Raw genomic sequence first — 26,001 nt, forward strand, 5'->3', positions numbered from 1 at the left:
ATAGTGGATTCGATTTAAAAAAAGAGCCGCAAATCATTTTGCAGCTCTTTTGGATACCCGCCTTACCGCTTCAACTTCGCAAACGCATCCGCCATTGCCGAATTGGTCGGGGCGCGGTCGTTGCGTTGTGGTTTGCGGTCACGGCGTTCCTGATGTCGGGTTTCAGACGACCTATTGCCTTTGGTTGCGCCGGCTTCGTCATCCAGCCGCATGGTCAGCGCGATGCGTTTTCTGGCGGCATCGACTTCCAGCACTTTCACTTTCACCACGTCGCCGGCTTTCACCACTTCGCGCGGGTCTTGGACGAACTTATTGGACAGGGCGGAGATGTGCACCAAGCCGTCTTGATGGACGCCGATGTCCACGAACGCGCCGAAGTTGGCGACGTTGGAAACCACGCCTTCGAGTATCATGCCGACTTGCAAGTCGCTGATTTCGTGGATGCCTTCGGCGAATGATGCCGTCTGAAACTCGCCGCGCGGGTCGCGGCCGGGTTTTTCCAGCTCGGACAAGATGTCCAGAATGGTCGGCAGGCCGAAGCGTTCGTCGGTGAAGTCGGACGCTTTGATTTGCTTCACGCGCTCGCGGTTGCCGATGAGTTCGGCGGCGGTAATGCCTTGTTGCGCCAGCATTTTGGCGACGACGGGATAGGCTTCGGGGTGGACGGCGCTCGCGTCCAGCGGCTCTTTGCCGCCGTTAATCCGCAAAAAGCCCGCCGCCTGCTCGAAGGTTTTTTCGCCCAAACGCGGCACTTTCAGCAATTTTTTGCGGCTGTCGAACGCGCCGTTTTCATCGCGGTAGGCGACGATGTTTTGGGCAAGGGTCTGATTCAAACCGGAAATCCGCGCCAAGAGCGGGGCGGAGGCGGTGTTCACATCCACGCCGACGGCGTTCACGCAGTCTTCGACCACCGCGTCCAGCGATTTGGCAAGCTGGCTTTGGTTCACGTCGTGCTGATACTGGCCCACGCCGATGGATTTCGGGTCGATTTTGACCAGTTCGGCGAGCGGGTCTTGCAGCCTGCGGGCGATGGACACCGCACCGCGCAAGGAAACATCCAAGTCGGGGAACTCGCGCGCCGCCAGTTCGGATGCGGAATAAATCGACGCGCCGGCTTCGGAAACGACGATTTTGTGCAGCCCCATTTCCGGCATTCCGCGCACCAGTTCGCCCGCGATTTTGTCGGTTTCGCGGCTGGCGGTACCGTTGCCGATGGCGATGAGCTTCACGCCGTGTTGTTTAATCAGGCGCGACAGCGTTGCCAACATATTGTTTTCTTGATGCAAATAGACGATGACGGTATCCAGCAGCTTGCCCGTGTCGTCCACCACGGCACATTTCACGCCGTTGCGGTAGCCGGGGTCGAGACCCAAAGTGGTCAGCCGTCCGGCGGGCGCGGCGAGCAGCAAGTCTTTGAGATTGCGGGCGAACACGGTAATCGCGTCGGTGTCGGCGGCTTCTTTCAGACGGCCTAAGGCTTCAAGTTCCAGCGATAAAAAGATTTTCGCGCGCCAAGTCAGGCGCACGGTGTCGCGCAGCCATTTGTGGTCGTCTGAAACCTTGAAACGGCGGGCGATGATTTGCTCGTATTCGCTTTGCTGAGTAATCGGCGTGTCGTCGGGCTGGTATTTGAGCGCGATGTTCAACACGCCTTCGTTGCGGCCGCGCAAAACCGCCAACGCGCGGTGGCTGGGCATGGCGCGGACGGGTTCGCGGTGGTCGAAATAATCGCTGAATTTTTCGCCTTCGGTTTCTTTGCCTTCAACGACTTGTGCGTGGATTTCGGCTTCGTTCCACAGCTTGTCGCGCAGCGTGCCGATGAGTTCCGCGTCTTCGGCAAACTGCTCCATCAGAATCGCGCGCGCGCCGTCCAGCGCGGCTTTGGTGTCGGGGACGTTTTCGTTCAGGTAGCCTTGCGCGGCGGCTTCCATGTCCTGCGGCTGCTCGGCAAGCAACACGTCCGCCAGCGGCTGCAAACCGTGTTCGCGCGCGATTTGCGCCTTGGTGCGGCGTTTGGGCTTGTAGGGCAGATACAGGTCTTCCAGCGCGGTTTTGTTGTCGGCGGCTTCGATTTGCGCCTTGAGGTCGTCTGAAAGTTTGCCTTGCTCTTCAATGCTTTTTAACACAACGGCTTTGCGCTCTTCCAACTCGCGCAGGTATTGCAGCCGCTCGGCAAGCTGGCGCAACTGCGTATCGTCCAGCCCGCCCGTGGCTTCCTTGCGGTAGCGGGCGATAAAGGGCACGGTCGCGCCGTCGTCCAAAAGCTCGACGGCGGCGGTGATTTGGGCGGCAGTGGCGGAGAGTTCTTGAGAGAGGATTTGGGTGATGTTCATGGGGCTCCTTTTGATGGGTGCAGGCTGCCTGAAAGCGTTAGTTTTAACGAAGTTGAAAAGTGCAGGCTGCTTTTTTGGGTTCGGGTTAGAACGAAATTTTCAGGTAGCCTGAAAGGTTATTTTTGAGGATTTTTTTTGTGCTCCCAAGTTTCAAGTAAATAAACTGCTAGTGCTCCTGATAAATTAACAGCTAATTGTGCATGACGGGGCTTGGGATTAACACCTATTTTTCCCTTACCGTGAGCATCGCTTAAACGGTTTCGTAATGCACCTAATCCTTCAATGATAGCAGTGCAGCCACCTAGTATTTGCTTGAAAATATCTTCCGTATGTTGTGAAGGAGCAAGATTGAGATATTCGGCTGTTTGTTTATACAGTTTTTGTAAATCCTGTCTGTCATCGTAAGTAATTTGTGCTTCATCCAAGATATATTTGCATACACTTTCTATCAATGTTCGTGCAGATGTAATTGCTCCTTCTGGGTCATCAATCCGTCTTTCGAGAGCCTTTTTCCAAGCATTTTCTATATGAACAGCGTCGATTTTTTGAATACCTTGGTTGATTAATTCGTCAGAAGGACAAGTTTTGCCATAACTAAATTCTATAAAATTCAATAATGGTTCAAATGCTTTATAAATAAACTCCCTACGTTCCGCATATGTCTCAAATCGCGGTGCTTTTACTTCATTCCAAAATTGATGTAAATCCCTACATGTAAGTAAAAAACTTGGGATGTATTTTTCAAACCCTTTGTTTGAGATAAATAATTGCCTTAGCTGCAAATATTGTGCATTAGATTCTCTTTCGTTGGCGGATGTAATTCCGCCAGTGGCACGAGAAATTAATAAATTTTGTAGACTTTGCGCTTGAATTAATAAATCTTGCATTTTTATACCTATCTGTTCATTTAATTTATTTATTTCAGGCTACCTGAAACTATCGTTTCAACACTTCCAATTCGGCAATATCTTCCACTTCCGCCTGCTGCGCCATGTGTGCCAAACGGTTTTTCCTGAACAGCCCGTATTGTTCACCGGCAAACGCTTCCATTTGCTTGTGGCTGCGCGTGCCTTTGCCTTCCAATACGGCGAAGCCGTTGTCGGCGATGATGCTGTCTATGCGGCTTTGCCAAAACGCAAGCGTCAGGCCTTGCCGGTTTTTGGCGCGTAGTTCCGCACTTTCCAGAAAGATGACGGTCAGGCGGTTGAGCGTGTCGATTTCGTCGGCGTTCAGGTAGTTTTTGGCGATGACGATGTCGGCTTTGCGCACACGTTCGCCGCTCCATGATGTCAGCCCCATATTGGGGGCGTTGCCGTTGGCGCGGTGGCAGACGAGTTCGGCGGCGGTTTGCTGCGTTACGGCATAAATCAGTTTGTTTTGCGCTTGGGCGAAAAACATCTGCGTGGCTTTGTCGGTGGGGTCGTAGTCGGCAGAGAGTTTGAACAGTTCGCGCACTTTTTGATAAAACCGCATTTCGCTGGCGCGGATATCGCGGATTTTTTCCAGCAGTTCGTCAAAGTAATCCACGCGTCCATTGGGATTTTTCAGGCGTTTGTCGTCCAGCACGAAGCCTTTTTCCAAATAGCCCGTCAAAACCTCGTTAGCCCAACGGCGAAACTGCACGCCGCGTTTGCTGCGCACTCGGAAGCCGATGGCCAGAATCATTTCCAAAGCATAGTGTTTGACTTGGTATTGCTTGCCGTCTGCGGCAGTTATTAAGAAATCCTTAATAACTGAATTCTCATCCAACTCTTTGTCTTCCAATATATTTTTGATATGCGTTGCGATGTTTGGCACGGAGGTGTCAAAAAGTTCGGCAAGTTGGCTTTGATTGAGCCAAACGGTGTGTTCCTGCACCAGCAGGTTTACTTGGGTGCGGCCGTCTTCAGTTTGGTAAATCAGGATGTCGGACATGGGTTTTCCCCGTTTGCAGGTAAAGGTCGTCTGAAAAATATCGCCGGTTTATTCATCATCACATTCTTCGTCATCTTCATCGTCGTAGGAGGTGTAGAGCCAATTGTCCCAGCCGAACAGTTCGAGCAGTGTGTCAAAGCGGTCTTGGTCGGCAGTGCCGATGAATACGCCGCTTGTGTTGCCGTTTTCGGCGAAGCAAAGCAGGATGATTTCGTGAAAACCGTCGGTGTAGAAGCGTTGGTTTTTTTGGCGGAGTTCTATGATTTCGGTGCGGTTTTGTTGGATAAAACGTGCAGCTTGGGCATCTGTCGATTCTTCGTCCATGATGTTGGCGCAGTAGTGCAGCCCGCCCATGGCGGCGTTGGTGTAAGCCAGTTCCAGCAGTAGGGTGCGGGTGTCGGGCAGGTGCGGCTGCCATTTGTAGCTTTCGGTTTCATCGGTGTAAAAGCCGATATGGACGGGCGGGTTGTCTTGCGCCAAATCGGCTCTGGCAATGCCGCACAGAAACACGCCTTGGTTTTCTTCCATCAGCACCAGATAATCGCCGTCAAAATCCATCTTTTCCAATGGCAACAATCGGTTAAACGATTGATTGACCGCCTCGCTGCCGCCCAATATGAGCAGATATTCGCGCAACATGGCGGGGAAGCGGATGCCTAGGCGTTGTTCGGCAGCGGTGATTTCGGATTCGGGCAGACCGCAGGGTAGGGGGGCAAGTTGATAGAGGGTGGCGATATTTTGCAGATAATTCATGGAGTAATCTGGTGCAGGGGTCGTCTGAAAAACACGCTATTATAAAGGATTAACTTGGTGCTGAACGTCCTTTCAGACGACCCCTTCCTACATTTTCAGCTAAAATACGCGCCATTAAAGGACAAAGCCATGATGACGCCCGAAACCCAGAAACAGCTCAAAATTACCGACGTTTCCGCTAAGAAGCTCGACAAACTCAACCTCCATACCGCATGGGATTTGGTTTTGCATCTGCCGCTGCGTTACGAGGATGAGACGCACATCATGCCGATTAAGGATGCGCCGATCGGCGTGCCGTGCCAGGTCGAGGGCGAGGTCATCCATCAGGAAGTCACGTTCAAACCGCGCAAGCAGCTTATCGTCCAAATCGCCGACGATTCCGGCAGCGTCCTTTTCCTGCGCTTCATCCACTTTTACGCCAGCCATCAGAAACAGATGGCGGCCGGCAAACGCATCCGAGCCGTGGGCGAGATCAAACATGGGTTTTACGGCGATGAGATGATTCATCCCAAAATCCGCGATGCCGAGAGCAGCGGTTTGGCGGAAAGCCTCACGCCGATTTATCCGACCGTAAACGGTTTAAATCAACCCACTTTGCGCCGCATCATTCAGACGGCGTTGGACGTTACGCCGCTGCATGACACGCTGCCCGATGCCTTATTGGGTCGTCTGAAACTGCCGCACCTCGCCGAAAGCCTGCGCCTTTTGCATTCGCCGCCACCGAGTTTCACCATCCACCAGCTTTCCGACGGCGCGCTTCCTGCATGGCAGCGGCTCAAATTCGACGAACTTTTGGCGCAACAGTTGTCCATGCGGCTGGCGCGGCAGAAGCGTGTCAGCGGCACGGCGGCGGCATTGGGCGGCGACGGTACGTTGACCCAAGCCCTGCGCCACGCTTTGCCGTTTGCCCTGACCGATGCCCAAGAAAGAGTCGTATCCGAAATCCGCCGCGACATGGCGCAAACCCACCCCATGCACCGCCTGCTGCAAGGCGATGTCGGCAGCGGCAAAACCATCGTCGCCGCCTTGTCCGCGCTGACCGCCATCGAATCGGGCGCGCAGGCGGCTGTGATGGCGCCGACCGAAATCCTTGCCGAACAGCATTTCATCAAGTTCAAACAATGGCTTGAACCTTTAGGACTCGAAGTCGTCTGGCTCTCCGGCAGCCAGCGCAAAAAAGCCAAAGACGAAGCCAAAGCCAAACTCGCCGACGGCACCGTCAAAATCGCCGTCGGCACACACGCCCTGTTTTCAGACGACGTCGAGTTTCAAAATCTCGGCTTGGTGATTGTGGACGAGCAACACCGCTTCGGCGTCGCCCAACGCCTCGCCCTCAAAAACAAAGGGCGCGATGTCCACCAGCTGATGATGTCCGCCACCCCCATCCCGCGCACGCTCGCCATGAGTTTTTTCGCCGACTTGGACGTGTCCGTCATCGACGAATTGCCGCCCGGGCGCACCCCGATTAAAACCCGCCTCGTCAACAACGTCCGCCGCGCCGAAGTCGAAGGCTTCGTCCTCAACATCTGCCGCAAAGGGCAGCAGGCATACTGGGTCTGCCCGCTGATTGAAGAAAGCGAAACCCTGCAATTGCAAACCGCTACCGAAACCCTCGAGCAGCTTCAGGCGGCATTGCCCGAACTCAACATCGGCTTGGTACACGGGCGCATGAAGGCCGCCGAAAAAGCCGAAGTCATGGCGGAGTTTGCCGCAGGCCGTCTGAACGTCTTGGTCGCCACCACCGTTATCGAAGTCGGCGTAGATGTGCCCAACGCCGCCCTGATGGTGATCGAACACGCCGAACGCATGGGCTTGGCGCAGCTGCACCAATTACGCGGACGGGTAGGGCGCGGCGCGGCAGAAAGCGTGTGCATCCTCCTGTTTGCCGAACCCTTGAGCGAACTCGCCAAAGCACGGCTGAAAGTCATTTACGAACACACCGACGGCTTCGAAATCGCCCGCCAAGACCTCAACATCCGCGGTCCCGGCGAATTTCTCGGCGCGCGCCAAAGCGGCGTCCCCATGCTGCGCTTCGCCAACCTCGAAGAAGACCTGCACCTCTTGGAACAAGCGCGCGAAATCGCTCCGATGCTGATTGAACAAAACCCCGAAATCGTCGAAGCGCATCTGGCAAGATGGCTTGCCAGCAGGGAAGGGTATTTGGGTGTGTGAGGTCGTCTGAAAAGGCTTCGCCTGCGGATATAGTGGATTAACTTTAAACCAGTACGGCGTTGCCTCGCCTTAGCTCAAAGAGAACGATTCTCTAAGGTGCTGAAGCACCAAGTGAATCGGTTCCGTACTATCTGTACTGTCTGCGGCTTCGTCGCCTTGTCCTGATTTTTGTTAATCCACTATAAATGAACAAGGGATGCATGATCGCGCCCCTTGTTGTGCGTTTGAAGGAAAGGGAGATGGTTCAACACAAAAAGGTCGTCTGAAAACTTTTGAACTGGCCCCCAAATCTTGGACACTCATAAAAGCCTATTCAGGCGCTCTGTGCAAGCTGGGTTCTGTATGCGACAGGACTCAGCTTTTTCAATTTCAAACTGCAACGCTCCCGGTTGTAGTAATCCATATAGTCATCTATCTGCTTCATCAATTCATCTACCGTCAATTCACCTGCGTTATAGAAACACTCTGTCTTCAACACCGCAAAGAAGCTTTCCATCGGCGCATTGTCCCAACAGTTCGCCTTACGCGACATGCTTTGAACCATGGAATGTTTTGCAATCAATTTCCTATATTCCGCCGTACGGTACAGCACACCTTGGTCCGAATGAAGCATCGTTCCTTTAGCAGTCAGACGGGGTGCGGCTTTTTCGAGCATTTCCTTCACCATTTCGCTGTTAGCATTGCGGCTCATGGCGTAGGCGACGATTTCTCGGTTGAACAAGTCCAAGATTGGCGAGAGGTACAGTTTGCCGTCCTTTCCTTTGAGTTCGGTCACGTCGGTCAGCCATTTTTCGTTGGGCTTTCGGGCTGTGAACCGGCGTTTGAGGAGGTGTTCCGATATTTCGCCCATGGCGGGATGGCGGTAGGCTTTTTTCGCCCGTATTTTGGCTTTCAGCCCCATCTGTTTCATTAACCGAGCTGCTTTTTTGCGGTTCCAATCCAATGCTGCGGCAATGCGCCTTTGCCCGTAGCGTCCTTTATGCCGCCGGTAGGTTTCGACGAGGAGGGCTTTGTCGGCTGTGTCGGGGTCGGGTCGGTCTTGGTGGTGGTAGTAAAAGCTGCTTTTGGGCAGGTTTGCGATGTGCAGCAGGTATTTGAGCGGGTGTTGCGCCCTCAGTGTTTGGACGGTTTGGCTTTGTCCTTTGCGGTCCGCTTTTGGCTGAGGGCTTTTAACTCCTTTAGGTAGGCGACCTCTGCGCGCATATAGCACAGTTCTTCAATAAGCTCTGCCTGCGTTTTTTCTTGGTCGGGTTTATCTGCGATGAAGGGATTTTTGCGGTGGTCGGTCATGGTTTTGGATTGGGGATGTTCGAGTGCGCCGATGCCGCCTTCTTGATAGGCGCGTATCCATCGTCGCAGGTGGGTTCGGGAGATGCCGTAGTGGTCTGCGGTACGCTGTTGGCTGCGTATATGCAGGTAGTGGAGTACGGCTTGGTATTTAAAGTGTAATGTATATTTGCTCATAAAAAAACTGCACCTTGGTGGTTGGAGGGGATGTCCAACTTTTGGGGTGCAGTTCACTTTTTCAGACGACCTTTTAGACTTTATAGAGAACAGATTTATTTCGTGCCGTAATTGGGTTGCAGCAGGGCGCAGGGTTGGCGTTCCCTGCGGCTGCGGCGGCTTCGTCCGGCGATGGTGCCGCAGGCGGCGCCGGGATCAGCTTTGTCCGCTTGGGGGGATTTGTCGCCGCGGTCATTACGCTCGTTACGTTCATTGCGTTCGCTGCGGTTGTTCCGTTCGGAACGGTTTCTGTCGCTGCCGCGGCTGCGTGTTGGGGCGGCTTGGGTGTCTGCGGCGGCATCGCCGTCGGCGTCCGCGCCCCACCAGTTCGGCTCGAAGCCTTCGATGCGTTCGACTGCCAAGTCGTTGCCGGTCAGCTCTTTGATGGCTTCAAACATTTTCTGTTCGGTTTTATCCATCAGGGAAATGGCGACGCCGTCCGCGCCTGCTCTGCCGGTGCGTCCGATGCGGTGGACGTAGTCTTCGGGCTGGGTCGGCAGTTCGTAGTTGATGACGAAGGGCAGCTCGGCGATGTCCAGTCCGCGTGCAGCGACGTCGGTGGCAACAAGAACGCGCAGGCTGCCTTCTTTGAAGGCGTTGAGGGTTTCGAGACGGCTTTGCTGGGATTTGTCGCCGTGGATGGATTGGGCGGCGAGGTTGCGGCGCATGAGGTCGCGGGTCACTTGGTCGACGCTTTGTTTGGTTTTGCAGAATACGATGACTTGGTTCATCTGCAAATCGACAATCAGCCGCTCTAAAAGATTGCGTTTTTTGAGTGCGTCAACGGCGATGATGTGCTGCTCGACATTGGCGCTGGTGGTGTTTTGCGCGGCGACTTCGACGATTTCGGGCGCATTCATGAAGTCTTTGGCGAGTTTGCGGATGGGCGGGGCAAACGTTGCGGAAAAGAGCAGGGTTTGGCGTTGTTTAGGCAGCATCTGCATGATTTTGCGGATGTCGTCGATGAAACCCATATCCAACATGCGGTCGGCTTCGTCGAGAACGACGATTTCGACTTTGTTTAAATTGATGTTTTTCTGTTTGACGTGGTCAAGCAGCCTGCCGACGGTGGCGACGACGATTTCGCAGCCGGCGCGCAGGTCGGCGGTTTGTTTATCCATGTTGATACCGCCGAAGAGGACGGTATGCCGCAACGGCAGATTTTTGATGTAACCCTGCACGTTTTGGTCGATTTGGTCGGCGAGTTCGCGCGTCGGGGTCAACACCAGCATACGCACGGGGTGCATCGCGGGCGAGGTGCTGGAAGTGGCGTAGCGTTTGAGGCGTTCTAGGCTGGGCAGCATAAAGGCGGCGGTTTTGCCTGTGCCGGTTTGGGCGGCGGCGAGCAAGTCGTGGCCGGCGAGTGCTTTGGGGATGGCGGCGGCTTGGATGGGCGTCGGGTTTTCGTAACCTTGTTCGGTCAGCGCGGAAACGATTTCGCTGCCAAGCCCGAGTGAGGCGAATGGATTCATGACGGTATCTTTCTGTCCGGACGGGATGCGGAATGCCGCATGGGGTCGTCTGAAACGGGAGGATGTTTTGATTGTGTGTTCGGTAGGATGCCGCCGGCAAAGTGTGTGGCCGGTTTACGGCAAACCGCAGAAGTGGGGATGTGGTCTCTGCGGTATGGAAAGGTAAGCGGGATTATGCCATAAAACCCTTGCGCCGCCCAACGGCAGGCGGTCGGGGCGTTGGGATTAGGCGGTGTTGCCGGAGTGGAAAGGGGATTTTTTACATTGCCATGCCGGCGGCGTTTATGTCCCTTAAATTTTTGAAACCGCTTATCATTTCCTGACGGCATTTACTGTCATAGTTCAAACTTATCGAAAACTTTCATATGTAAATGAAACTAAATCGTACTGATGAGACTCTGTTTTGAGACAGACGCAAATTTGCGCTGTAAACCATCAATCACAATAGGAATATACGACATGAAAACTTTATTGATCGCCGTTGCCGCTGCAAGCCTGATGCTGGGTGCCTGCTCTAGCAGCAAAACTACTGAAGAAGCTAAAACTCCTAGCGTAAGCGTTGAAGAGGCAATCGCTCAATGTCAACAAGCTTCCGGTGCAAACCAAGACCGCGCCGTGTTCGATGCATGTATGAAAGACAAAGGCTACCAACGCAGCGCCGCTGAAGGCGCAGCCGCAGCTGCTGCTTCTGCACCTGCCGCACAATAAGCACAGCTAGGAATTATTGATGTATCACCCGATCTGTTCGGGGTCATACATCAACAATTTCTCGCCATGCTTGTTCCGCCTGATTCCATTCACTCCCGGAAGGTAGGGCGGGCGCAAACGGAAAGGTCGTCTGAAAACTGTTTTCAGACGACCTTTCCGTTTGTTTTATCCGGCGGATTCAGTTATTACAAGGCGTGGTCGAAATACAGCGGCACGCCCGATGCTTCGCTCATGCGCAGCAGGTAGTCCATAACCTTCTGCGGCCACTCGACACCGCGCACGACGGTCAGGTTGCGCAATATCGGGAACACCAATATGTCTTCCATGCCGATTTCGCCGTTCAAACCTGCGCCGCCTTCGGCCATCAGCGTTTCCAGTTCCGCCAAATCCCCGTTCAGCCGTTGCACATACTGACCGGTTTTCTCCAAATTGGCGGCGAAGCTGCCGATGCTTTTCTCTTTTTTGTCCGTGAAATATTTCACCGCTTCCGGCGTTTCAAATTCGGGCAAACCGATTTTCACGACGCGCGGATGGACGAGTTTGGTGTTGTAGCCGCCCACTTTGTCAAACCACGCCTGTATTTCCGGGCGGATTTCATTTTTCAGACGACCCTCGCGGTCAAGATAGCGGACAACGTCCAAACTCTCGCCCATAAACGAACCGTCTTCTTTTTGCAGGATGGGCACTTGTTTCGCGCCGATCATGCCGATCGGTGTTGCCTCGTCGTCGTTTGCCAGCACGACGTCTTCAACGTCCGCGCCCAACAGCCCCGCCGCTATCCGCGCCCGCACGCAAAACGGGCAATGGTCATAGTAATACAGTTTCATTAAAAATCCTCCGAAAATGGGTTTGATTGGGCAAAGGCCGTCTGAATGCTGAACTGCACCCCAAAAGTTGGACATCCCCTCCAACCACCAAGGTGCAGTTTTTTTATGAGCAAATATACATTACACTTTAAATACCAAGCCGTACTCCACTACCTGCATATACGCAGCCAACAGCGTACCGCAGACCACTACGGCATCTCCCGAACCCACCTGCGACGATGGATACGCGCCTATCAAGAAGGCGGCATCGGCGCACTCGAACATCCCCAATCCAAAACCATGACCGACCACCGCAAAAATCCCTTCATCGCAGATAAACCCGACCAAGAAAAAACGCAGGCAGAGCTTATTGAAGAACTGTGCTATATGCGCGCAGAGGTCGCCTACCTAAAGGAGTTAAAAGCCCTCAGCCAAAAGCGGACCGCAAAGGACAAAGCCAAACCGTCCAAACACTGAGGGCGCAACACCCGCTCAAATACCTGCTGCACATCGCAAACCTGCCCAAAAGCAGCTTTTACTACCACCACCAAGACCGACCCGACCCCGACACAGCCGACAAAGCCCTCCTCGTCGAAACCTACCGGCGGCATAAAGGACGCTACGGGCAAAGGCGCATTGCCGCAGCATTGGATTGGAACCGCAAAAAAGCAGCTCGGTTAATGAAACAGATGGGGCTGAAAGCCAAAATACGGGCGAAAAAAGCCTACCGCCATCCCGCCATGGGCGAAATATCGGAACACCTCCTCAAACGCCGGTTCACAGCCCGAAAGCCCAACGAAAAATGGCTGACCGACGTGACCGAACTCAAAGGAAAGGACGGCAAACTGTACCTCTCGCCAATCTTGGACTTGTTCAACCGAGAAATCGTCGCCTACGCCATGAGCCGCAATGCTAACAGCGAAATGGTGAAGGAAATGCTCGAAAAAGCCGCACCCCGTCTGACTGCTAAAGGAACGATGCTTCATTCGGACCAAGGTGTGCTGTACCGTACGGCGGAATATAGGAAATTGATTGCAAAACATTCCATGGTTCAAAGCATGTCGCGTAAGGCGAACTGTTGGGACAATGCGCCGATGGAAAGCTTCTTTGCGGTGTTGAAGACAGAGTGTTTCTATAACGCAGGTGAATTGACGGTAGATGAATTGATGAAGCAGATAGATGACTATATGGATTACTACAACCGGGAGCGTTGCAGTTTGAAATTGAAAAAGCTGAGTCCTGTCGCATACAGAACCCAGCTTGCACAGAGCGCCTGAATAGGCTTTTATGAGTGTCCAAGATTTGGGGGCCAGTTCATGCCTCACGCAAAAGGATTATCCTGCCAAATATCTTTGGAAGCCATATCTGATAACGTGTTTATACGGCCGGGATATATGCAGTATTTTCTCCGGGCAGTATAACCGATGTTGAAATTTCCGTCGGATACACGACATCAGCGGCTGTCTCTGCTGAAATTTCACCTGCCAACTCATTGTAAATTCCTTTGTCGTTTTGGAAATCAATATCGGCAACCTTGCGCCTTTCCCCGTTTTCCAAAACCACTTCTGATTCAAATAATATTTTATTATCGGTTTCATCTTTCAGATTGATTTCTGCAAAATCCAAAGAGATCGACTGGATATTCCAGTCGGACAATAGAGAAAGCTCTCCTTCCTCCGTTTTCCCGTTACTGTTTTCGTCATGCCAGATTCTTAGCTCGCCCCACAATTCATCATATTGATTAATGATATTATTATTGTCGCTGTCCAAATCTTTCAAAGCTTCTACGCCGTTTTCTGCGCGCTTGCCGTCAGACATAACTGTTGCCTCACCAAACATCTCCGTTCCGTCGTTTACCATGCCGTCTCCATTTTTATCCCAAACCAAAAAACCGCTGCCTTTTTTGAGCCAAGCCGTCTGTTCGGCCATCCCGTCGCCATCCATATCAAAACTCACTCCATCCTCTACCGAAGTCGTGAGCAACTCTTCTCCATACAGCTCGATAGCAAGAGGAGTATGGTAATTTTTGGCAATTTGGTCAAAATTCTGCTGAAGATTATCCACTCCGCCCTGCAAATCAAGTGAAATATTGGCTTTGTTCAGTAAATCCTGCAAAGCTTTCAAAGCTTCGTTTTCATTATGAATTTCTTTGCCTTTTCCTGATGCCTGTTCGGATTTTTGCTGTTCGACCAAAGCAGCCAAGCGGTTCACTGCATTGGAATGAAGCCTGCTGGCTGAAGTAATCAGTGCCGCATACGCACTTTTTGAGTAATTTACTAAATTATCGTTGAAGCTGACACTCTTGCCCGCGCTGCCGATACCGAATTCAATCGCCCCCTGCTTTCCGCCTGAAGAATAATATAACGCTGTTCTTGCAGCCGTCGTTACCGTACCGTCTGCCAAACGGCTGTTGGCAGGTACAAATACCACCATCAGCGTAGGATTTCCACGCGCCATCATCGGCATCAGACTAAGCGGCATATTTGGATCGGTTTTCTGAAAGCGAACCCGCTCGTCACCTACGCCAAACAGTCTGTTGGGATGGTCAGGCGCTGCTTCATCCATTCCTGATTGCAGAATTTTTTGCTTTTCGGCCGGAGTTTTACCGTTTAGCAGGTTTGGATTGGTTTCCTCAAGGAATATAGATTTCGCCCATGTCCAATAAGTATGGCTGGGCTGGCCGCTGGGGTTTTGGGTTTTCATTTTATGGGCAAAATAATCAACAGCCTGTTGCTGGTTCATCGCCTTGATTGCTGCCGTATCCGATCCGTATTTGGTTTCTTTGGGATTGTTCCGCAAATCAAACTGAAAACGGTTGTATTCGGCTTTTCCTTCTTCATACAAAAAACGGCGGGCATACTCATTTGCAGTAAGGTTTTTTGTTGGATTTCTCTCATCAGCAAGATCTAGTCTATAAAGAGTATCAGAAATACCATGCTCGATTTCATGGGCATAATCAGAAGCCGTAAGATAATCTTTTCCAAATACCATCTCACGGTATTCAATGTCTCCTTTTAATTTTCTCGTTGTATAAGTGGCTGGAACATGATGATCGACACGAATACTTGATAGCCCCCATTTATTGATAAAAATATGAGTCTTTTGCATAATAACATTATCCCGCATGATGCTATCAATCTCCTTTTTAGGCATGCCCATGCGAATAAAATGCTGCCGGATTTGTGCATTTTGAACTGTTGCCATAATAATTCTCCTATTAATTGTTTGAGTAAATTTTTAATTTTAATTGGTGATAAAATAATTTTTTTCATATTGAATATAAGATATTTCCTTGCTACATCTCATATTTTCTTGGTTATCATGCATAAAGTATAGAGATACACTATCTTTAATAGACAATCTTGCATGAAAATCCTTAATATGACCGTTGTTGTCAATAGCCTCTAATGATTTTTCAAAACTTACAGCAGAATCAGAACAAAGTATAGGCCTAAACATTGGATGCAAAGCAATTCTTGGCAGGGGCAAATCCTCGGGATAACGGTTGTCAGGAAACAGCGAACGGTAATGCTTTAAATAATCAGGCGTTGCTTCGATTTCTAAAAAAGTACTGCCGTTGTAGTTGGTCTGATGCACTACCGTAAAGCCGTCGGTCGGCCGTTTTAGCTTACGCCGCCTGTGTTTGAGCCATTTCTGCCGCTCTGCCTTGTCTTTCCATCTGAGTACCGCCTGTTTTTCTCCGTCAGGCCGCAAACGGCCGGAAAGCCGCACATAGCGCCGGTACACGGGAATCTGCCACTTTTTCGCTAAATCTTCAGGCGGCATATCAAGCAAACAGGCACTATGCAGCGTGCCTGCCATCTGCCTGAACAAACTCTCGAAGCTATTTACAGGATAAAGCTGCTCGCAGCCCGTTGCGTCATCCGCATATGCTTGAGAAACAGAGACCGTCTGAATGCCGCTATCGGCATGAGACAAAATGGGCAGCAACATGGCCGGCCACAGCAAAGCAGCTAAAAATTTCACACTCATCTCCTTCTTGATAAAAATTATTACTTGCATTGATATTATTTCTAATATTTTTTCACTGCAAACACATTTACACACTAATTGTTTGTTTTATTTTTCAGAAGCAGTCAGATATCTTTTGTCTGCCGTACCAAATACAATACTTCTATTTTCTTTACTGCCAATTAGTTTGCTTTGGAAAAATATGCCGGAATATTTAGTGTTTGCTTGAATACTCCTTAACCCCCATTGATTGATAAAGTTATGGGTTTGCCCCAGTAAAATTGAATCCCGAATAATCTGATTAACTTCCGAAACAGGCATCCCTAATTTTAAAAAATGCTGCCGGATTTGTGCTGTTGTAGCCATACCATATACCTTTAAAATTAAATACTATCGACTATCTGATAAGAAAGATGCTGGAAATATCATTAATGCATTTGTCTGTTGGATGCTGAAATAATATTCCTGCACCTTTCCCCTCCCTTATAATCAAATGTCTATCACTCCCGATCAAACGGTTGTCTTCATCTACTGCTACTTGATTTACTACCGTATACCTGGGGAAATTCTTTCTTGTTCCGTCGTTAAAGCATACGCTGACCGGGCTTAGGATATGAGATGAAACATAGGGTTTCGGCAAATCATCAGGATAACGGTCGTCAGGAAACAGCGAACGGTAATGCTTTAAATAATCAGGCGTTGCTTCGATTTCTAAAAAAGTGCTGCCGTCGTAGTCGGTCTGATGCACTACCGTAAAGCCGTCGGTCGGCCGTTTTAGCTTACGCCGCCTGTGTTTGAGCCATTTCTGCCGCTCTGCCTTGTCTTTCCATCTGAGTACCGCCTGTTTTTCTCCGTCAGGCCGCAAACGGCCGGAAAGCCGCAGATAGCGCCGGTACACGGGAATCTGCCACTTTTTCGCTAAATCTTCAGGCGGCATATCAAGCAAACAGGCACTATGCAGCGTGCCGGCCATCTGTCTGAACAAATTCTCGAAGCTCTCTACAGGATAAAGCTGCCCGCAGCCCGTTGCGTCATCCGCATATGCTTGAGAAACAGAGACCGTCTGAATGCCGCTATCGGCATGAGACAAAATGGGCAGCAACATGGCCGGCCACAGCAAAGCAGCTAAAAATTTCACACTCATCTCCTTCTTGATAAAAATTATTACTTGCATTGATATTATTCCCAATATTTTTTCACTGCAAGCACATTTACACGCTAATTGTTTGTTTTATTTTGATGTTTATATGTTATTGCAAGTTGGGTAGCCCAGGTCGTCTGAAACATGCTTTGTCGCAAAATACGGGCAAGCTGCTACAATACAGCCGCTATGTCGAAACAAAACAAACGGAGAAACGGCACGCCATGAGCAACACACGACAAACACCGGAAATCCCCGCCGCACCGCTGCAAGAATCCCGCGCGTGGTTTGACGCGCACACCGCCGGTTTGCCCGAACCTGCGCAAAAGCTGCTTCAGACGGCCTTGTCGCTGGCCGAGACGCATTATCCTGCTGATGCGGCCACGCCTGCGGGCGAGCCGCTTTTGGCGCACCTTTTGGGTGCGGCGCGTATGGTGAACGAATTGGATTTGCTGCCCGATGCGGTGGCCGCCACGCTTTTGGCCGACATCGTGCGTTTTGTGCCCGACTGGCGCGAGCTGCTCACGGAACGCTGCAACAGCACCGTCGCCGAGCTGGTCAAAGGTGTGGACGAAGTGCAGAAGCTCACCCACTTTGCCCGTGTGGACAGCCTTGCCACGCCTGAAGAGCGCGCCCAACAGGCGGAAACCATGCGTAAAATGCTGCTGGCGATGGTAACTGACATCCGCGTCGTGTTGATCAAGCTCGCCATGCGTACCCGCACCATGCAGTTTCTCAGCAATATCCCCGACAGCCCCGAAAAACGCGCCGTCGCCAAAGAAACCCTCGACATCTTCGCCCCGCTCGCCAACCGTCTGGGCGTATGGCAGCTCAAATGGCAGCTCGAAGACCTCGGCTTCCGCCATCAAGAACCCGAAAAATACCGTGAAATCGCGCTGCTTTTGGACGAAAAACGCACCGAACGCCTCGAATACATCGAAAACTTCCTCAACATCCTGCGCGCGGAGCTTAAAAAATACAACGTCCACTTTGAAGTCGCCGGCCGCCCGAAACACATCTACTCCATTTACAAAAAAATGGTGAAGAAAAAACTCAGCTTCGACGGGCTGTTCGACATCCGCGCCGTGCGGATTCTGGTCGATACCGTCCCCGAGTGTTACACCACGCTGGGTATCGTCCACAGCCTCTGGCAGCCCATCCCGGGCGAGTTCGACGACTACATCGCCAACCCCAAAGGCAACGGCTATAAAAGCTTGCACACCGTCATCGTCGGCCCGGAAGACAAGGGCGTGGAAGTACAAATCCGCACCTTCGATATGCACCAATTCAACGAATTCGGTGTCGCCGCGCACTGGCGTTATAAAGAGGGCGGCAAGGGCGATTCCGCCTACGAACAGAAAATCGCCTGGTTGCGCCAACTCTTGGACTGGCGCGAAAACATGGCGGAAAGTGGCAAGGAAGACCTCGCCGCCGCCTTCAAAACCGAGCTTTTCAACGACACGATTTACGTCCTGACCCCGCATGGCAAAGTCCTCTCCCTGCCTACGGGTGCGACCCCCATCGACTTCGCCTACGCCCTGCACAGCAGCATCGGCGACCGCTGCCGCGGCGCGAAAGTCGAAGGGCAAATCGTGCCGCTGTCCACCCCGCTTGAAAACGGACAGCGCGTCGAAATCATTACCGCCAAAGAAGGGCATCCTTCCGTCAACTGGCTCTACGAAGGCTGGGTCAAATCCAGCAAGGCAATCGGCAAAATCCGCGCCTATATCCGTCAGCAAAACGCCGACACCGTGCGCGAAGAAGGCCGCGTCCAACTCGACAAGCAGCTTGCCAAACTCACGCCCAAGCCCAACCTGCAAGAGCTTGCCGAAAACCTCGGCTACAAAAAACTCGACGACCTCTACACCGCCGTCGGACAAGGCGAAATTTCCAACCGCGCCATCCAGAAAGCCTGCGGCACGCTGAACGAACCGCCGCCCGTACCTGTCAGCGAAACCACCATCGTCAAACAGTCCAAAATCAAAAAAGGCGGCAAAACAGGTGTACTCATCGATGGCGAAGACGGTTTGATGACCACGCTTGCCAAATGCTGCAAACCCGCGCCGCCCGACGATATTGTCGGCTTCGTTACCCGCGAGCGCGGTATTTCCGTCCACCGTAAAACCTGCCCCTCTTTCCAACACCTCGCCGAACAAGCACCCGAGAAAGTGTTGAACGCAAGCTGGGCGGCGTTGCAGGAAGGGCAAGTGTTCGCCGTCGATGTCGAAATCCGCGCCCAAGACCGCTCAGGGCTTTTGCGCGACGTATCCGACGCGCTCGCCCGCCACAAACTCAACGTTACCGCCGTGCAAACCCAGTCCCGCGACTTGGAAGCCAGCATGAGGTTCACGCTCGAAGTCAAACAGGTCAACGACCTCCCGCGCGTCCTCGCCAGCCTCGGCGATGTCAAAGGCGTGTTGAGCGTCACGCGCTTGTAAGGAGGAGCAAAAGGTCGTCTGAAAAACGGATTTCAGGTTTTTCAGACGACCTTTTTGGCAAGTTTGGTATCGTAATCGACATTGGAAATATCTGTTCTGTCCTTCCTGCCTGCGCGGAAATGACGGCAATTTGAGCAGCTTTGCTAAATCGCTGTCTGCCTTTTAAAAACAGCCAAGCTTGTAAATCAAAGGTCGTCTGAAAACTGCAATATGCGGTTTCAGACGACCTTTTGTGTTGCCAAGTTCAAAGCAAGGCTGAACCTAATTTGGGCGAGAATCAGTGATCGACGGTGATGCCTTTGCTTTCCTGCTGTTTCTGTTCGTCCAGTTTCTTTTGCAGCGTGTCGCACGGGGTGTCGCAGTCGCAGACTTTTTTCATGCCCAGCGAGGAGATGCCGCCGCAGCTGCCTTTGATGGTGCGCTTGGAAAAAATGTAGCCGACCGCCATGCCGAGGATGACGAGGAGGAAGAGGCCGAAGGTGAGGAGTAGGGTTTTCATGATGGTGTTCCTGTGGGGATGGATATGAGTCTGTAGATATTAATGGAGTAGTTTTTTAAACGCGCCGGACATTTCGGTATGGTAGCCGTTTTGGTCGCGGATAATCAGGAAAACGGCGAGGTTTTGCTGTTCGGCGAGTTTGAGGGCTTCGGTTTCGCCGAGTACGAAAAGTCCGGTGGACAGGCCGTCGGCGGTGGTGGCGTTGTCGGCGATGACGCTGATGGAGGCGAGGCGGTGCGACAGCGGGCGGCGGGTTTTGGGGTCGATGATGTGGGACAGCCGCCTGCCTTGCGGGTCAACGTGGAAAATGCGGTAGTCGCCGGAAGTGGCGAGGGAGCGGTTGTCGAGGGGGACGACGATTTGGGTGTTGCCGCCTTGGACGATGTTGGGCTGTTCGATGCCGATGCGCCAAGGTTCGCCTTGGGCGTTGCGGCCTTTGCCGTGCAATTCGCCGCCGATTTCGACAAGGTAGTTTTGGATGCCGAGTTTTTCAAGTTCGCCTGCTACTTTGTCCACGCCGAAGCCTTTAGCGATGGAGGAGAGGTCGAGGTAGGCTTCGGGTTGGGTTTTGGCGAGGGTGGCTTGTTTGCCGTTTTGCGTGAGGATGATTTTGTCCGTACCGGTTTGGGCGGCGGCTTTGTCGATTTCGGCTTGGGTGGGTTCGCGGGTGATTTCTTTGTTCGGTCCGAAGCCCCAAAGGTTGACGAGCGGGCCGACGGTTACGTCGAGTGCGCCTTGTGTGAGGCGGTTGAGGCGTAAGGCTTCGGCGGTTACGGCGGCGAAATCGGCGGAAACGGGCATGGGTTTGCGGGTTTCTCGCATTTGGTTGAAACGGCTGATTTCGGAGTCTTCGCGGTAGGTGGACATTTGGCGGTTGACTTCTTCGAGCGCGCCGTCAATCTGTTTTTTCACGGCTTCGGGCGCGGGCGGGTTGGAGAGGTCGTCTGAAAGGTATTTGACGGTATAGGTCGTCCCCATCGTTTCGCCCTGAAGTACGGTTTGTTCGGATGTTTTTTTGCCGCACGCACCCAGTGGTAAGGTAAGGACGAGGGCGGTGGCAAGGGCGGGAATGGCGGAGGGCAGGTGCATGATAGGGTGTTCGGGTGTTTTCAGACGACGTATTGTAACGTAAAACGCAGGGGCGCGCGGCTTGCGGGAGAGGGGCTTTTCTGCTAACATCCGCGCTGCATTAAGAGTTGGGAATTCCATGCCAACCTGCTTTTCAGACGGAAAGGTAAGGTGGACGGCTGCAAAGCCGATGTGGTCCGAGAGGGCAATTCAAATCCCCCCGCTTGATGCGGGAATTTTTTTGCCTGTATGTTTTGTACAGGCAGGATTCCGAACCGTTTTATCCAAGTAGGAATATTTATCATTTGGATGGAGCGCAGGTGGAAATTTTGTTATGATTTCCGTTGTGGGATATATATTGAAACAACAGGTCGTCTGAAAGCAGACGGCTTGTTTTTGAAGGAAAATATTGAAATGAGCGAATATCTGTTTACTTCCGAATCGGTTTCCGAAGGCCATCCGGACAAAGTAGCCGACCAAGTGTCCGATGCGATTCTGGATGCGGTTTTGGCGCAAGACCCCAAAGCGCGCGTCGCGGCGGAAACTCTGGTAAACACCGGTTTGTGCGTGTTGGCGGGCGAAATCACCACCACCGCCCATGTGGACTACATCAAAGTCGCACGCGAAACCATCAAACGCATCGGCTACAACTCGTCCGAGCTGGGCTTTGATGCCAACGGCTGCGCGGTCGGTGTGTACTACGACCAGCAATCCCCCGACATCGCCCAAGGCGTGAATGAAGGCGAAGGCATAGACCTGAACCAAGGCGCGGGCGACCAAGGTCTGATGTTCGGCTACGCCTGCGACGAAACCCCGACCCTGATGCCGTTTGCCATCTATTACAGCCACCGCCTGATGCAGCGTCAAAGCGAATTGCGCAAAGACGGCCGCCTGCCTTGGCTGCGTCCCGACGCAAAAGCCCAACTGACCGTGGTTTACGACAGCGAAACCGGCAAAGTAAAACGCATCGACACCGTCGTCCTGTCCACCCAGCACGATCCTGCCATCAGCCATGAAGAACTGAGCAAAGCCGTGATCGAGCAGATTATCAAGCCCGTTCTGCCGTCCGAAATGCTGACTGCCGAAACCAAATACCTGATTAACCCGACCGGCCGTTTCGTCATCGGCGGCCCGCAAGGCGACTGCGGCTTGACCGGACGCAAAATCATCGTCGATACCTACGGCGGCGCGGCTCCGCACGGCGGCGGCGCGTTCTCCGGCAAAGACCCGTCCAAAGTGGACCGTTCCGCCGCTTACGCCTGCCGCTATGTTGCGAAAAACATCGTAGCCGCCGGTTTGGCGACCCAATGCCAAATCCAAGTTTCCTACGCCATCGGTGTTGCTGAACCGACTTCGATTTCCATCGACACTTTCGGCACAGGCAAAATCAGCGAAGAAAAACTGATTGCCTTGGTTCGCGAACATTTCGACCTGCGCCCTAAAGGCATCGTCCAAATGCTCGACCTTTTGCGCCCGATTTATGGCAAATCCGCCGCATACGGCCATTTTGGCCGCGAAGAGCCTGAATTTACTTGGGAGCGCACAGACAAAGCTGCCGCATTGAAAGCAGCCGCAGGCGTATAAAAAAGCTATCGAGGTCGTCTGAAACTCCTTTTCAGACGACCTTTTTTCGTCCGTTCAAAAACTTTTTTGCAAACGACGTATCATATGTTTGTTTTACAAGAACAGTGCGGCGCTGTTTGACATTGCCGCACTGTTCTTTGTTCGTCCACTCATAAAATAAAATCAAAGGAATACATCATGAAAAAATGGCTGCTGGCTGTTTTGCCCGCCACCGCACTGGCCGCTCCGCCCCAAGGCTTTTATCAAAATTACCAAGACTGGGACATTGCTTGCGACAATACCGGCACATGCCGTCTCGCCGGATATCAGGCGGAAGAAACGGAAACGCCGGTTTCCATCTTGTTTACCCGACAAGCGGGCGCGAATGCTGCCGTTGCCGGCGAAGTTTCCCTGCTGCCGTTTAACGACGACGAGCGACAACTCGCCCGCGTGGCAGCCCGCAGCGAATTGATGCTGGACGGCAAATCGCTGGGCAAATTGGCGTTGAGCAAAAAAGGCAAAGGCAAATTGACCGGCGCGCAAACCAACGCCTTGCTCGAAGCGTTGAAAAAAGAAAGCAAAATCAGCATCCGCGCCGGAAAATTTGAATGGCACTTGTCTGACAAAGGCGCAGCGGCGGCAATGTTGAAAGCGGACGAATTCCAAGGTCGTCTGAATACGCCTTCCGCGCTGATTCGCAAAGGCGGCAGCAGTCAGGCAGTCCTCAGCCCGCAGCCCAAACCCGTTATCCGTGCCGTTGCCGTGCCGAAAAAAGCGGGCGATATACTGGAACAAGACACACCGCGCCACAGCGCCGTCATGAAGCTCTTGAGCGACAGCAACCGCGTTTCCGAAGGCGACGATAATTACTGTCGCGCCCTGCATAATAAAGAGCAAATGCATTGGAACCGCAGCCTGTATATCCATCCGCTCAACGAACGTCAGGTGTTGATTTCGGCCATCTGTATCGGCGGTGCTTATCAAACCAGCGGCTACTATGCCATTGCCGATAAAGAGTTGACGAAAATCGAACAAGTGTTGCCGCCGATGACATACGGTGGACACGGTGGATTCAATGAGAAAACAGCCACCCTCAGCGGCAGCTTCAAAGGCCGCGGCATAGGCGACTGTTGGACAAGCAATACGGCGGTGTGGGACGGCAAGAGCTTCGTCCGCAGCGGCGAACACACTACCGGCTCGTGCAAAGGCTTTACCGGCGGCGCGTGGGTTATGCCGATTTTTGATGCCCGCGTCGAGCGTTAAAATAAACCGAATATCGAAACAGGCGGCAAAAGCCGTTTCAAAAATGCCCGCAAGATTGAGCGATTTTGCGGGCATTTGCTACACTTGGGCGATGTTTGGAAAGGAAAAGGCGCAGCAGCAGAATGCCCGTTTTCAGACGACCTTTTTCCTTATACAATACGCTTGGATTTTATATATTCTGATATAAAGGATACGGATTATGTTCGGCAAACAACTCTTTGAAGAAGTCAGCGCAAAAATCAGCGAAACCATCGCCAACAGCCCCGCCAAAGACATGGAGAAAAACGTCAAAGCCATGCTCGGCAGCGCGTTCAACCGTATGGACTTGGTCACGCGCGAGGAATTCGACATCCAACAGCAGGTCTTGATCAAAACCCGCACCAAATTGGTCGAGCTGGAAGAGCGTCTGGCAAAACTCGAAGCCGCGCAAGAGCCTGAGCAGACCGCATTGGAAGCTGCACAAGCCGCAGCCCAAGAAGCCGTTGAAGAAATCAAACAGCAAACCGAAGCCGGCGAATAAGGTCGTCTGAAACATGTCGCTTGCCTTGGTTTACAGCCGCGCCTTGAGCGGCATGAATGCGCCGTTGGTCGAAGTGGAAGCCCACCTCGCCAACGGCCTGCCTCATTTCAATATCGTCGGATTGCCCGACACCGAAGTCAAAGAAAGCCGCGACCGCGTGCGCGCCGCCATCATCCAAAGCGGTTTCGACTTTCCCGCCAAAAAAATCACCGTCAACCTCGCCCCTGCCGACCTGCCCAAAGAATCGGGACGTTTCGACCTGCCGATTGCGCTGGGCATCCTCGCCGCATCCGGACAAATCGCACCCGAAAAGCTCGCGCAATACGAGTTTGCCGGCGAATTGGCGCTTTCCGGCATGTTGCGTCCCGTGCGCGGCGCGTTGGCGATGGCGTGGCAGGGTATGCAGGCGGGGCGTTCTTTCGTCCTGCCGCAGGAAAACGCAGAACAAGCCGCCGTGATGCGCGGCATTACCGTTTACGGCGCGCGTTCGTTAGGTGAAGTTGCCGCACATTTGAACGGCATCGAACCTTTGGCGCAAACCGACTGCCAAGTCCCGCAGAGGTCGTCTGAAAACGCCAAACTGCCCGACCTCATCGATGTCAAAGGTCAACACACCGCCCGCCTTGCTTTGGAAATCGCTGCCGCGGGCGGACACAGCCTTTTGATGATGGGCCCGCCGGGAACGGGCAAGTCCATGCTTTCCCAGCGGCTGCCCGGCATTCTGCCGCCTTTGACCGAAGACGAATTGGTCGAAGTATGGGCATTGCGTTCGCTCCTGCCCAACCACCAACAACAACTCGACAGCCACCGTCCTTTCCGCAGCCCGCACCATAGCGCCAGCTCGGCAGCCATGGTCGGCGGAGGTTCCGACCCGCGTCCGGGCGAAATTTCATTGGCGCATCACGGTGTTTTATTTTTGGACGAGCTGCCCGAGTTTGACCGCAAAGTTTTGGAAGTCTTGCGCGAACCTTTGGAAAACGGCGAAATCCATATTTCCCGCGCAGCGCGTCAAGCCGTCTATCCGGCGAAATTCCAGCTTGTCGCCGCCATGAACCCTTGTCCTTGCGGTTATCTCGGGCATCCCGTCAAACCCTGCCGCTGCACGCCCGAAAGTGTCGCACGTTACCGCAGCAAAATTTCCGGCCCGCTGCTCGACCGCATCGATTTGACCATCGAAGTTCCGAGCTTGTCCGCCGCCGAACTGATGCAGCAGGAAGCAGGAGAAAGCAGCGCCCGTGTGTTGGAGCGCGTCATCGCCGCCCGCGACAAACAATACGCGCGGCAAGGCAAAGTGAATGCCGCCTTGAGCGTCAGTGAACTCGACGCATCCGCCCGCATCCAAAAAGAAGCGCAGGAAGCCTTGGGCAACCTATTGGAAAAACTTTCACTCTCCGCCCGCAGCTTCCACCGCATCATGCGCGTGGCGCGTACGCTGGCAGATTTGGCGGGCGATGAAGAAGTCGGCAGAAGCCATGTTTTGAAAGCCGTCAGCTTCCGCCGCGCGTTGTAAAAATTTTTCAGACGACCTTGAATACTGAAAACGGAAGATTCAAGATATAGTGGATTAACTTTAAACCAGTACGGCGTTGCCTCGCCTTAGCTCAAAGAGAACGATTCTCTAAGGTGCTGAAGCACCAAGTGAATCGGTTCCGTACTGTCTGTACTGTCTGCGGCTTCGTCGCCTTGTCCTGATTTAAAGTTAATCCACTATAAAAAGCCGAGACAGTTTGGGTATATCGCTGGTGTTTTAAGTGCGGAATATTCTGTTTTATCAGGAAAAATTCCGTTGCTGGTAAACTGTCAGCACGTCCTAACATCACGGCGGTTTTCGTAAAAACCATGTAAACAAACGGCGCATTTTTGCCCAATATAAAGG

General features: G+C 52.7%; 24 protein-coding genes, 1 pseudogene and 1 riboswitch. Of the genes and pseudogenes, 10 read left to right on the plus strand and 15 right to left on the minus strand.

The features are described from left to right. Positions 1-62 precede the first annotated feature (62 nt). The 4 genes from ACMYUL_RS08120 to ACMYUL_RS08135 all read right to left on the minus strand — a co-directional run bounded on the left by ACMYUL_RS08120 (position 63) and on the right by ACMYUL_RS08135 (position 5,000). Entirely contained in the window at positions 63-2,333 is a 2,271-nt protein-coding gene (locus ACMYUL_RS08120; RefSeq protein WP_415769874.1) for a Tex family protein, read from the minus strand. Between the two features lie 116 nt (positions 2,334-2,449). After that, positions 2,450-3,220: an abortive infection family protein gene (locus ACMYUL_RS08125; protein ID WP_415769876.1), complete on the minus strand. Its 771-nt coding sequence runs from the start codon at positions 3,218-3,220 to the stop codon at positions 2,450-2,452. Positions 3,221-3,269: 49 nt separating this feature from the next. Beyond that, entirely contained in the window at positions 3,270-4,247 is a 978-nt protein-coding gene (locus ACMYUL_RS08130) for a virulence RhuM family protein (protein ID WP_415769878.1), read from the minus strand. Between the two features lie 48 nt (positions 4,248-4,295). Beyond that, on the minus strand, positions 4,296-5,000 hold the full coding sequence (locus tag ACMYUL_RS08135; protein WP_415769880.1) for an SMI1/KNR4 family protein: 705 nt from the start codon (positions 4,998-5,000) through the stop codon (positions 4,296-4,298). A 129-nt stretch (positions 5,001-5,129) separates the two neighbouring features. Here ACMYUL_RS08135 and recG point away from each other — a divergent pair, with 129 nt between their 5' ends. Beyond that, positions 5,130-7,172 (plus strand): ATP-dependent DNA helicase RecG, encoded by a 2,043-nt coding sequence (gene recG / locus ACMYUL_RS08140; protein WP_415769882.1) that lies wholly within the window; start codon positions 5,130-5,132, stop codon positions 7,170-7,172. A gap of 313 nt (positions 7,173-7,485) precedes the next feature. Here recG and ACMYUL_RS08145 read toward each other — a convergent pair whose 3' ends face one another. The 3 genes from ACMYUL_RS08145 to ACMYUL_RS08155 all read right to left on the minus strand — a co-directional run bounded on the left by ACMYUL_RS08145 (position 7,486) and on the right by ACMYUL_RS08155 (position 10,147). Then, positions 7,486-8,382 (minus strand): IS3 family transposase, encoded by an 897-nt coding sequence (locus tag ACMYUL_RS08145; protein WP_415769884.1) that lies wholly within the window; start codon positions 8,380-8,382, stop codon positions 7,486-7,488. Next, on the minus strand, positions 8,286-8,636 hold the full coding sequence (locus tag ACMYUL_RS08150) for a helix-turn-helix domain-containing protein (RefSeq protein WP_415769886.1): 351 nt from the start codon (positions 8,634-8,636) through the stop codon (positions 8,286-8,288). Before ACMYUL_RS08150 ends, ACMYUL_RS08145 begins: the two co-directional genes overlap by 97 nt. A gap of 95 nt (positions 8,637-8,731) precedes the next feature. Next, positions 8,732-10,147 carry a DEAD/DEAH box helicase gene (locus ACMYUL_RS08155; protein ID WP_415769888.1) on the minus strand — a complete coding sequence of 472 codons (1,416 nt, stop codon included), beginning with the start codon at positions 10,145-10,147 and terminating at the stop codon, positions 8,732-8,734. Here ACMYUL_RS08155 and ACMYUL_RS08160 point away from each other — a divergent pair. After that, positions 10,146-10,313: an ATP-dependent DNA helicase gene (locus ACMYUL_RS08160; protein WP_415769890.1), complete on the plus strand. Its 168-nt coding sequence runs from the start codon at positions 10,146-10,148 to the stop codon at positions 10,311-10,313. The two genes, ACMYUL_RS08155 and ACMYUL_RS08160, sit on opposite strands and share 2 nt — an antisense overlap. A 293-nt stretch (positions 10,314-10,606) precedes the next feature. Next, on the plus strand, positions 10,607-10,855 hold the full coding sequence (locus ACMYUL_RS08165) for a hypothetical protein (protein ID WP_003757173.1): 249 nt from the start codon (positions 10,607-10,609) through the stop codon (positions 10,853-10,855). 185 nt (positions 10,856-11,040) lie between these two features. On the opposite strand, the gene ACMYUL_RS08170 is transcribed toward ACMYUL_RS08165, so the two are convergent. After that, positions 11,041-11,682 (minus strand): GrxB family glutaredoxin, encoded by a 642-nt coding sequence (locus ACMYUL_RS08170; protein WP_415769892.1) that lies wholly within the window; start codon positions 11,680-11,682, stop codon positions 11,041-11,043. A 105-nt stretch (positions 11,683-11,787) separates the two neighbouring features. Between ACMYUL_RS08170 and ACMYUL_RS08175 the strand changes: the two genes are divergently transcribed. Both ACMYUL_RS08175 and ACMYUL_RS08180 read left to right on the plus strand, forming a co-directional pair. After that, positions 11,788-12,138 carry a helix-turn-helix domain-containing protein gene (locus tag ACMYUL_RS08175; protein ID WP_415769886.1) on the plus strand — a complete coding sequence of 117 codons (351 nt, stop codon included), beginning with the start codon at positions 11,788-11,790 and terminating at the stop codon, positions 12,136-12,138. After that, on the plus strand, positions 12,042-12,938 hold the full coding sequence (locus tag ACMYUL_RS08180; RefSeq protein ID WP_415769884.1) for an IS3 family transposase: 897 nt from the start codon (positions 12,042-12,044) through the stop codon (positions 12,936-12,938). Before ACMYUL_RS08175 ends, ACMYUL_RS08180 begins: the two co-directional genes overlap by 97 nt. Before the next feature lie 100 nt (positions 12,939-13,038). On the opposite strand, the gene ACMYUL_RS08185 is transcribed toward ACMYUL_RS08180, so the two are convergent. From ACMYUL_RS08185 to ACMYUL_RS08200, 4 genes are all read right to left on the minus strand, one after another. After that, a complete protein-coding gene (locus tag ACMYUL_RS08185; RefSeq protein WP_415769894.1) occupies positions 13,039-14,865 on the minus strand; it encodes a hypothetical protein in 1,827 nt (608 codons plus the stop codon). 39 nt (positions 14,866-14,904) lie between these two features. After that, the gene (locus ACMYUL_RS08190; protein ID WP_250591242.1) at positions 14,905-15,654 is read right to left on the minus strand and encodes a hypothetical protein; all 750 of its coding nucleotides are present in this window, start codon (positions 15,652-15,654) and stop codon (positions 14,905-14,907) included. A gap of 87 nt (positions 15,655-15,741) precedes the next feature. Next, a complete protein-coding gene (locus ACMYUL_RS08195) occupies positions 15,742-15,999 on the minus strand; it encodes a hypothetical protein (RefSeq protein WP_199901605.1) in 258 nt (85 codons plus the stop codon). Between the two features lie 31 nt (positions 16,000-16,030). Further along, a complete protein-coding gene (locus ACMYUL_RS08200; RefSeq protein ID WP_415772926.1) occupies positions 16,031-16,777 on the minus strand; it encodes a hypothetical protein in 747 nt (248 codons plus the stop codon). A 221-nt stretch (positions 16,778-16,998) separates the two neighbouring features. Between ACMYUL_RS08200 and ACMYUL_RS08205 the strand changes: the two genes are divergently transcribed. Then, entirely contained in the window at positions 16,999-19,212 is a 2,214-nt protein-coding gene (locus ACMYUL_RS08205) for a RelA/SpoT family protein (protein ID WP_415769897.1), read from the plus strand. Positions 19,213-19,489: 277 nt separating this feature from the next. Here the strand turns inward: ACMYUL_RS08205 and nqrM are convergent, their stop codons facing one another. Next, positions 19,490-19,711, minus strand: a complete 222-nt coding sequence (gene nqrM / locus ACMYUL_RS08210) for a (Na+)-NQR maturation NqrM (RefSeq protein ID WP_003757168.1) — start codon at positions 19,709-19,711, stop codon at positions 19,490-19,492. 39 nt (positions 19,712-19,750) lie between these two features. Continuing rightward, positions 19,751-20,800, minus strand: a complete 1,050-nt coding sequence (locus ACMYUL_RS08215; RefSeq protein WP_415772928.1) for an FAD:protein FMN transferase — start codon at positions 20,798-20,800, stop codon at positions 19,751-19,753. A 92-nt stretch (positions 20,801-20,892) separates the two neighbouring features. Next, positions 20,893-21,002, plus strand: a riboswitch (SAM-I-IV-variant riboswitch). 191 nt (positions 21,003-21,193) lie between these two features. On the opposite strand from ACMYUL_RS08215, the gene metK reads away from it, so the two are divergent. The 4 genes from metK (at position 21,194) to ACMYUL_RS08235 (ending at position 25,635) form a co-directional block, all read left to right on the plus strand. Continuing rightward, on the plus strand, positions 21,194-22,363 hold the full coding sequence (metK, locus tag ACMYUL_RS08220) for a methionine adenosyltransferase (RefSeq protein ID WP_415769899.1): 1,170 nt from the start codon (positions 21,194-21,196) through the stop codon (positions 22,361-22,363). Positions 22,364-22,540: 177 nt separating this feature from the next. Further along, positions 22,541-23,605 carry a DUF1176 domain-containing protein gene (locus ACMYUL_RS08225; protein WP_415769901.1) on the plus strand — a complete coding sequence of 355 codons (1,065 nt, stop codon included), beginning with the start codon at positions 22,541-22,543 and terminating at the stop codon, positions 23,603-23,605. Positions 23,606-23,804: 199 nt separating this feature from the next. Then, a complete protein-coding gene (locus ACMYUL_RS08230) occupies positions 23,805-24,125 on the plus strand; it encodes an accessory factor UbiK family protein (protein WP_016686683.1) in 321 nt (106 codons plus the stop codon). A 13-nt stretch (positions 24,126-24,138) separates the two neighbouring features. Further along, a complete protein-coding gene (locus ACMYUL_RS08235; RefSeq protein ID WP_070682505.1) occupies positions 24,139-25,635 on the plus strand; it encodes a YifB family Mg chelatase-like AAA ATPase in 1,497 nt (498 codons plus the stop codon). A gap of 26 nt (positions 25,636-25,661) precedes the next feature. Here ACMYUL_RS08235 and ACMYUL_RS08240 read toward each other — a convergent pair. Further along, positions 25,662-25,873: pseudogene (locus tag ACMYUL_RS08240) on the minus strand (hypothetical protein); the annotation flags it as partial. Positions 25,874-26,001 lie beyond the last annotated feature (128 nt).

Origin of the sequence: Neisseria sp. CP9 (assembly GCF_047758525.1) — a bacterium.
GTDB lineage: Bacteria > Pseudomonadota > Gammaproteobacteria > Burkholderiales > Neisseriaceae > Neisseria.

Excerpts from the sequence above, each read along its gene's own strand:
- ACMYUL_RS08120 (WP_415769874.1), bottom strand. The coding sequence starts at position 2,333 with ATGAACATCACCCAAATCCTCTCTCAAGAACTCTCCGCCACTGCCGCC.
- ACMYUL_RS08125 (WP_415769876.1), bottom strand. The coding sequence starts at position 3,220 with ATGCAAGATTTATTAATTCAAGCGCAAAGTCTACAAAATTTATTAATT.
- ACMYUL_RS08130 (WP_415769878.1), bottom strand. The coding sequence starts at position 4,247 with ATGTCCGACATCCTGATTTACCAAACTGAAGACGGCCGCACCCAAGTA.
- ACMYUL_RS08135 (WP_415769880.1), bottom strand. The coding sequence starts at position 5,000 with ATGAATTATCTGCAAAATATCGCCACCCTCTATCAACTTGCCCCCCTA.
- recG (WP_415769882.1), top strand. The coding sequence starts at position 5,130 with ATGATGACGCCCGAAACCCAGAAACAGCTCAAAATTACCGACGTTTCC.
- ACMYUL_RS08150 (WP_415769886.1), bottom strand. The coding sequence starts at position 8,636 with ATGAGCAAATATACATTACACTTTAAATACCAAGCCGTACTCCACTAC.
- ACMYUL_RS08160 (WP_415769890.1), top strand. The coding sequence starts at position 10,146 with ATGACGGTATCTTTCTGTCCGGACGGGATGCGGAATGCCGCATGGGGT.
- ACMYUL_RS08155 (WP_415769888.1), bottom strand. The coding sequence starts at position 10,147 with ATGAATCCATTCGCCTCACTCGGGCTTGGCAGCGAAATCGTTTCCGCG.
- ACMYUL_RS08165 (WP_003757173.1), top strand. The coding sequence starts at position 10,607 with ATGAAAACTTTATTGATCGCCGTTGCCGCTGCAAGCCTGATGCTGGGT.
- ACMYUL_RS08170 (WP_415769892.1), bottom strand. The coding sequence starts at position 11,682 with ATGAAACTGTATTACTATGACCATTGCCCGTTTTGCGTGCGGGCGCGG.
- ACMYUL_RS08175 (WP_415769886.1), top strand. The coding sequence starts at position 11,788 with ATGAGCAAATATACATTACACTTTAAATACCAAGCCGTACTCCACTAC.
- ACMYUL_RS08185 (WP_415769894.1), bottom strand. The coding sequence starts at position 14,865 with ATGGCAACAGTTCAAAATGCACAAATCCGGCAGCATTTTATTCGCATG.
- ACMYUL_RS08190 (WP_250591242.1), bottom strand. The coding sequence starts at position 15,654 with ATGAGTGTGAAATTTTTAGCTGCTTTGCTGTGGCCGGCCATGTTGCTG.
- ACMYUL_RS08195 (WP_199901605.1), bottom strand. The coding sequence starts at position 15,999 with ATGGCTACAACAGCACAAATCCGGCAGCATTTTTTAAAATTAGGGATG.
- ACMYUL_RS08200 (WP_415772926.1), bottom strand. The coding sequence starts at position 16,777 with ATGAGTGTGAAATTTTTAGCTGCTTTGCTGTGGCCGGCCATGTTGCTG.
- ACMYUL_RS08205 (WP_415769897.1), top strand. The coding sequence starts at position 16,999 with ATGAGCAACACACGACAAACACCGGAAATCCCCGCCGCACCGCTGCAA.
- nqrM (WP_003757168.1), bottom strand. The coding sequence starts at position 19,711 with ATGAAAACCCTACTCCTCACCTTCGGCCTCTTCCTCCTCGTCATCCTC.
- ACMYUL_RS08215 (WP_415772928.1), bottom strand. The coding sequence starts at position 20,800 with ATGCACCTGCCCTCCGCCATTCCCGCCCTTGCCACCGCCCTCGTCCTT.
- metK (WP_415769899.1), top strand. The coding sequence starts at position 21,194 with ATGAGCGAATATCTGTTTACTTCCGAATCGGTTTCCGAAGGCCATCCG.
- ACMYUL_RS08225 (WP_415769901.1), top strand. The coding sequence starts at position 22,541 with ATGAAAAAATGGCTGCTGGCTGTTTTGCCCGCCACCGCACTGGCCGCT.
- ACMYUL_RS08230 (WP_016686683.1), top strand. The coding sequence starts at position 23,805 with ATGTTCGGCAAACAACTCTTTGAAGAAGTCAGCGCAAAAATCAGCGAA.
- ACMYUL_RS08235 (WP_070682505.1), top strand. The coding sequence starts at position 24,139 with ATGTCGCTTGCCTTGGTTTACAGCCGCGCCTTGAGCGGCATGAATGCG.